Genomic DNA, 6,000 nt, shown 5'->3' with positions numbered 1-6,000 from the left:
CCTTTTGAGTCACCCTCTTTAATGCTTTAAGAAGATTTTAACTTGATATTAAAACGAAGATATATATTAAGTTCATCCTTGAATTCAAATAACATTTCATTCTCACTTTTTTTGAATAGAAAACTACATAATTTCTACAAATGCTATAGGTAAAATGAAAAAAACTTTAAAAGGAATTATGAGGTGAAAATTATTGTGCGGATTCGTTGGAGTAGTGACTGATAACGGAAAAGAGGCCTTAATTACAAGACAAAAATTTGACAATATCCATTATTCACCGTGGTCCAGATGATTTTGGATATTACAAAGATAATTATATAAACTAGGGTTTAGAAGATTAAGCATTGGGACAATGTTACGCTCAAAAATATAACTCAACCCATTTTTGAAGAGGCCTTTGAATACGACAAAGTGACAAAGATGCGATATATATTGATATTCATACGTGGCTAAGAGGAGATATATTACTTAAAGCAGATAAGATGACAACGGCAAACTCACTATAATTGCGTGTACCATTTCTTGATAAAAAGGTTGTTGATACAGCTTCAAAAATTCCTACAGATATGAGAATTGCACAAAACACAAAGAAGGATGTTCTTAGAAAAGCAGCTTAAGGAATCGTTCCTTCATATGTTTTAAACAAAGAAAAGCTTCGCTTTACTGTTCCAATAAGAAACTGGTTTAAAAACGAAATTCACGATTGGGCTATTACTTTAATTAAAGAAAAGTGGAACTGACTATCTTATAAATAAGACAAAGGGTTCTTAACCTATTACATGAACATTGTTCAGTGCAAGGGGATAACAGTAGGAAACTTTGGACAATTCTTACTTTCATGATTTAGCACCAGTTTTTTTAGACAAGATCTATGATACAGAGGAAGGATTCTTTGTAGCACCTTCCTCTAATCAAGTGATAAAATGTTCATAAAGTCACTTCCAAAAGTAAGTCATTTCAGTAATTGAAGTAGATACCTAATATTAATATTGTTCCTATTTAACAGCGGTCACTTAACATAAGTGATCGCTTGTTTACCCATTTGTATCCAACCGTCGATAAAATCCTTTTTATTTACTTTTCTATTTTTCATATTAGCTAATGGATCATTAAAATATATATACTTTTCATCATATCCGGTAACTAAAACCGAATGTTCCCTCATTGTAATTTTCACCCTACCAGTCGGTGTATTCCAAGTTTGAAACTGTGACTCAGGTAACTTCTTAAACCAAGAGTTATGTATTACTAGGACTGGGTTTCCATTACTCACCGGGAACATTATATCTTCAAATTCACTCCCAGTCATATCAATTACCTTATTAGGAATGTATTGTTCAGCTAGTTCTGCCAAAGGGCCATGGTAAACTCCATAACCGGGAGTATTCAATGAATACATATCCCCTACAAAACCATCATAAGGATTGCCGAAGTATATTTGTCCATTTTCCTTTCTATATGGTGTTGTGTCTCTTTTAATCTCTTTTGCTAATTTTGTCTTTTTTACCTTTGCCTCCGAGATACCTGATGTTCTTAATAACATAGCTAATGAAGTTACTTCACACCCCCTTGGTAATTCAGGCATTTGCGAAATCAGTGGAGCATCGATTATTTTTGATATTGACTTATAAGAACTTTGCCAAACGATATCTTTGTCTCCTCTAAAGTAAATAGTTGATTCCTTTAGCTGTTTTGCATGACTGACAGCTTCTACAAATGTTTGAAATGCTTTCTCAAATTGATCATTCCTAAATACAATGTAATTATTTACGCCATCCCAACCCCATTTGTCCTCTTCCTCTTGTAATGTTATTTCTATTTCATTATCAGCATCCTCAATCGTTAAATTTGCTGATACTACCTCCCTATCAATAATATCTTCATCCTTAGTTTCATCTGTTCCGCCTTCATTTTTTTTTGTTTCCTGGTTTTCTAAACATCCAGTTAAAATTAAGAAAACAAATAGCAATAAGAAAGTAATATGAATCTTGACCATAAAAACCTCCTAAAGGGTAGATAGCATCTATTGTATAGAAACAACTTCAAACAGCTTAAAAATTCCCCTTTTAATTTATTTTTCTCAGAATAAATATTTAACATTTAGAAAAAGTGCTTACCAATCAAATTAACTATATTAAATTGGTTTACAATTTATTAGAAGAAAGGGGATACAATCCCCCAAAATTGCAGTTCATAAATACTTATGAATAGCTATCACATTCATCAAAAAGAAAAATAAGTACCCTAAAGAAAGACATTTAGGCTACTTATATGTTCTACTTCTTATATGAATTTTAATCAAATACGTAAAATTTACTCTAGCACTTTTCTGAAGGACTGATATCTTTTTACGCATAGGCTAAAGTAAACTTTATTATTCCCTATATCTCGTTCAGTTAAAAATTTTAGATTTTTTAAAAACAAATCTTGCGAAAGTATAGATTTCAACATTTTTCTTCCTCTATAAATGTTATCCTTAATACTTCCTTCTTCAAGATCTAATTTGCAACTGGAAAATAATGGATACTAATAAGTGGTGGTTTTTATACTGAGCCGGCAAGGATTTAACAGCCTTACCCAGAACATCTCTTTCAGATTCCATAAATGTTTCAAGCTCAGCGGAGAATGTACTTATACCTTTTAATTCTTCCAAATCTTCCTTTATATGAGTAAATTTGAATTTTTTGCTCCGCAATTAGTCTATGCACTGATTACTCGTTATTAAATATAGCCAAGATTTCTTTGTAGACCTGTTTTCAAAATAACTTAAATTCAAATCAACTTTAATTAAGACCTCTTGTATTATATCATCAACTAATATCCAGTCTTGAACATATTTAAAAGCTAAAATGCGCAGCTTTCTTTCATAAGTTTAAATAATTGTACTTACCTATTCTTTTAAAATCTCTTCACGAAGTTGATATTCTAGCTCATTCATCCTCTTTTGAAAATCCATTTTGCTTTTCATCCTCGATTCCCTACCTTCTTAACCGATGGTTATAATTGAAATAACATAATTTGGAAGGGGTTGAATGACACTTCTTATGTTTCGTGAATTTTAAGAATATTAGTTTTACTATTACAATGTTGTAACTATTTTATAACTATTGCCTGCATACCCATTTGCTCCCATGCTTTTACAAAATCATCTTTAGGTATTTGTCTGTTCTTTTGATTTGCAAGAGGATCGTTAAAATAAATAAATTTTTCATCAAAACCTGTTATGACTACAGAATGTTCTCTATAAGTAATTTCAATTTCACCTTGTTCTGTCACCCAAGTACGAAATTGCGTCTCAGGGAGTTCCTTGAACGTTGTATTTGTTATTACCCATACTGGCTGATCATTTTTAATTTGATTAATTACCTCACTAAAATCCTCCCCAGTTAAGTTTACAACACGGTTAGGCAAATACTTATTAGCAAGTTCCTCAATTGGTTGATTATAGACCCCATACCCTGGCTTATTATAAGAGTACATATCACCGACAAATCCTACGTTTGGATTGCCGAAATAGATTTTTTCATTCTTGTAAGTCATTGGTGTTGGATCTTTTTTTACATTTTTAGCAAGTTCCATCTTTCCAACATTAACACCCTCATATTGAAGTAACATTGCTAAACTAGTAACCTCACATCCCCGAGGTAATTCTGGCAATTGGGAAAGTAAAGGAACGTCTAGTTTTTTTTCTTTAATTGATTCTTTCATATCAAATGAATTTTTAATGTTATTACTTCTTCTCTCCTTTACTATTGCCTGATTTTCTTGCTTATTTGTTCCTATCAAGATACTTATTTTATCCTTATATTGAATAGTATTATATACTGCCAAAAAAATGTATAGAATAAAGGATAGTAGACCTAAGTAAAAGAATGTACTACCTTTTCTCTTCTTATAGAAATAGGTTAGTAAAAATGCTAAAGTCAAGATACCAGATATAAAAAGTGTAGGTAACCCCATAATTTAAACTCCTAATATAACATTGTTTACCTGACTATTTAGGAGATTTTTCTCCATTAATAGGATAAGTTCATTTTCTTTCTTATCAATTAAAGCTTTAAACGTACATTCTTTATCAAACTTACACATCCTTCTAATCTCAATAGGTATATGCAGTGTACCTTTTTGACTTAAAATGCACTGGTTTTCTTTTGTTATTTCTTCCTTTGTAGACAATATCATCTTTTTACCATCAAAAATAATATTAATTAAGTCTCCTACTCTGAAGTTTATTTCTCTTCGCATCCATGTAGGGATATAAATTTGACCTGATTTTTTCAATTTCAGCTTACACATTGTTGTCACCTCAATATTAAGTAAAGTTACTGTTTAAGTATCTTATCAATAAATATTGAAGAAAATATGTACTTCGTCTATGTTTTTTAATTTAGTACTCCGAAATAATTATTGGTGTTGCAATCGTTACTCGTGACCTTCTCTCATCCAATTTTCTTACACCAATTTGTATATTCATGAGTTTTTCATTTTTTAATTTTAAGCTATTGCTCCAATTGTTTTTGTACCCTGAAATAGATACAAATTCTTGCTCATCAAGTTCCTCAACCTTCTCTGCTTCAATAGAACTTAAAATTCTCTCACTTAAGCGATTTGCAGCATGGTTATAAGCTATTCCTTCAACTGTAATGAATGTATTTTTACTTTTATAATCAAATGGAATTCTAGATTCAGTAATGAACTTAGACTCTATATCGCTTTCTACCAGCAATTGGTACGTATAAGTAATTGTATATTTTTCATTTTTAGGTAAAACAGAAATAATCACTTTCTCTATTTTTTTCCCTGTGCAAGTACACCTGTTGCTTGATAATGATGTTGGTCAGCTTCCTTTTCCCAGACATAATCTGACTTTTCTTCGAAAATCTTTTCTAATTTTTTTCTTATTTTATTTAATGAAATATTTGATTCCTCTGCCCTTATATAAACCTTCCATTTTTGAATATCAATATTATTTTTTTCTGCAGCTTTTCTCATATCCTCAAGTTCTTGAAATGTCGATATTCCATGAACATTAGTTAAATGATAAAAACCAGAGAATAAAAATATGCTAATAATTATTAGTGTAGAGTTTGTTTTCATATCCCTCACCTCTCTACTAAATATAACCACTTGTATAAGAATATATACTCCCTTACTACTAACCTATTTATTTTTAATTATAACTACATATTTACTTCAAAAATAACTTTTGAAATTAAATTGTAAATAATTAGGAGGTATCAGTGTATGTATCTAAGTTAATTCAAAGTATGATCATCTTTTTATTTTTGCCCATTCTTGGTGCATGTTCAAATGCTATAAAAAGGAGATAAAACCTAAAATCAGTTAAATCTCAAGCACAAATCCTACTCAGTAATTAAGAGAAAATGAGTTTACTATTTTTGCCGGGCAACGAAATCAAACTCTAACTGAGGGTGTAAATATTACTGCATGGCCTTTTAATGGCTCTGTACCCGGACCAGAAATTCGAGTGCAGGTTCACTTATGAATTTGAAGCTTCTGTCTCAGGAACCTATAGGTATCATTCTTATCACTCATCATGATGGTGTTATTCAGGTTGGTAAGGACTATATGTTACCTTTATCAACGAGGGAAAAGTTCAAAGGAGAATATGTATTAGTACTAGATGAATGGATGAGCGATCCACCCTCTATGAATATGGAGAATATGGACTCTGAAAGTATGGATGGCATACATCATTCAAAAATGGAGATGGAATCAGAAGAAAACAGTTCTGATTCAGAAGAAATGGGTCACGATATGCGATATTAGCATGTATGATATCTCCATTATTAACGGAAAAGCGGTAACGAAATTACCCCTTTAAAAGTGAAGAAAGGAACAAGAGTAGTTTGACTTAGATTAGTAAACGCGGGATTTATCTCTCATAAAATGCACTTACATGGACAAGAGTTCAAGGTGATTAGTATGGACAAGAAATTACCAATCCAAATGTTATCAAAGATGAATTGATCTCAATTG

General features: G+C 31.1%; 8 protein-coding genes and 1 pseudogene. 3 read left to right on the top strand and 6 right to left on the bottom strand.

Annotated features, from left to right (window positions below; translation table 11 throughout):
- Positions 1 to 348: 348 nt before the first annotated feature.
- A pseudogene (locus tag COD11_RS28230) lies at positions 349 to 844 on the top strand (asparagine synthase-related protein); the annotation flags it as partial.
- A 165-nt stretch (positions 845 to 1,009) separates the two neighbouring features.
- Here COD11_RS28230 and COD11_RS19480 read toward each other — a convergent pair.
- From COD11_RS19480 to COD11_RS19455, 6 genes are all read right to left on the bottom strand, one after another.
- Complete coding sequence (locus COD11_RS19480) at positions 1,010 to 1,996, bottom strand: C39 family peptidase (protein WP_098798544.1); 987 nt, start codon at positions 1,994 to 1,996, stop codon at positions 1,010 to 1,012.
- 699 nt (positions 1,997 to 2,695) lie between these two features.
- The gene (locus COD11_RS28035; protein ID WP_098798543.1) at positions 2,696 to 2,857 is read right to left on the bottom strand and encodes a sigma factor; all 162 of its coding nucleotides are present in this window, start codon (positions 2,855 to 2,857) and stop codon (positions 2,696 to 2,698) included.
- A gap of 236 nt (positions 2,858 to 3,093) precedes the next feature.
- Positions 3,094 to 3,960 carry a C39 family peptidase gene (locus COD11_RS19470; RefSeq protein WP_098798542.1) on the bottom strand — a complete coding sequence of 289 codons (867 nt, stop codon included), beginning with the start codon at positions 3,958 to 3,960 and terminating at the stop codon, positions 3,094 to 3,096.
- Positions 3,961 to 3,963: 3 nt separating this feature from the next.
- Positions 3,964 to 4,296: an AbrB/MazE/SpoVT family DNA-binding domain-containing protein gene (locus COD11_RS19465; RefSeq protein WP_098798541.1), complete on the bottom strand. Its 333-nt coding sequence runs from the start codon at positions 4,294 to 4,296 to the stop codon at positions 3,964 to 3,966.
- Positions 4,297 to 4,387: 91 nt separating this feature from the next.
- Positions 4,388 to 4,783, bottom strand: a complete 396-nt coding sequence (locus COD11_RS19460; protein ID WP_176551152.1) for a YwmB family TATA-box binding protein — start codon at positions 4,781 to 4,783, stop codon at positions 4,388 to 4,390.
- Between the two features lie 5 nt (positions 4,784 to 4,788).
- Entirely contained in the window at positions 4,789 to 5,097 is a 309-nt protein-coding gene (locus tag COD11_RS19455; RefSeq protein ID WP_098798539.1) for a hypothetical protein, read from the bottom strand.
- 405 nt (positions 5,098 to 5,502) lie between these two features.
- Between COD11_RS19455 and COD11_RS27670 the strand changes: the two genes are divergently transcribed.
- Both COD11_RS27670 and COD11_RS28030 read left to right on the top strand, forming a co-directional pair.
- On the top strand, positions 5,503 to 5,790 hold the full coding sequence (locus COD11_RS27670; protein WP_255301652.1) for a hypothetical protein: 288 nt from the start codon (positions 5,503 to 5,505) through the stop codon (positions 5,788 to 5,790).
- A gap of 120 nt (positions 5,791 to 5,910) precedes the next feature.
- Positions 5,911 to 5,991 carry a hypothetical protein gene (locus COD11_RS28030; RefSeq protein ID WP_369689289.1) on the top strand — a complete coding sequence of 27 codons (81 nt, stop codon included), beginning with the start codon at positions 5,911 to 5,913 and terminating at the stop codon, positions 5,989 to 5,991.
- Positions 5,992 to 6,000 lie beyond the last annotated feature (9 nt).

Source organism: Bacillus sp. AFS040349 (genome assembly GCF_002577655.1).
Taxonomy (GTDB): domain Bacteria; phylum Bacillota; class Bacilli; order Bacillales; family Bacillaceae; genus Metabacillus.
This window is presented reverse-complemented; position numbering and strand designations above follow the sequence as displayed.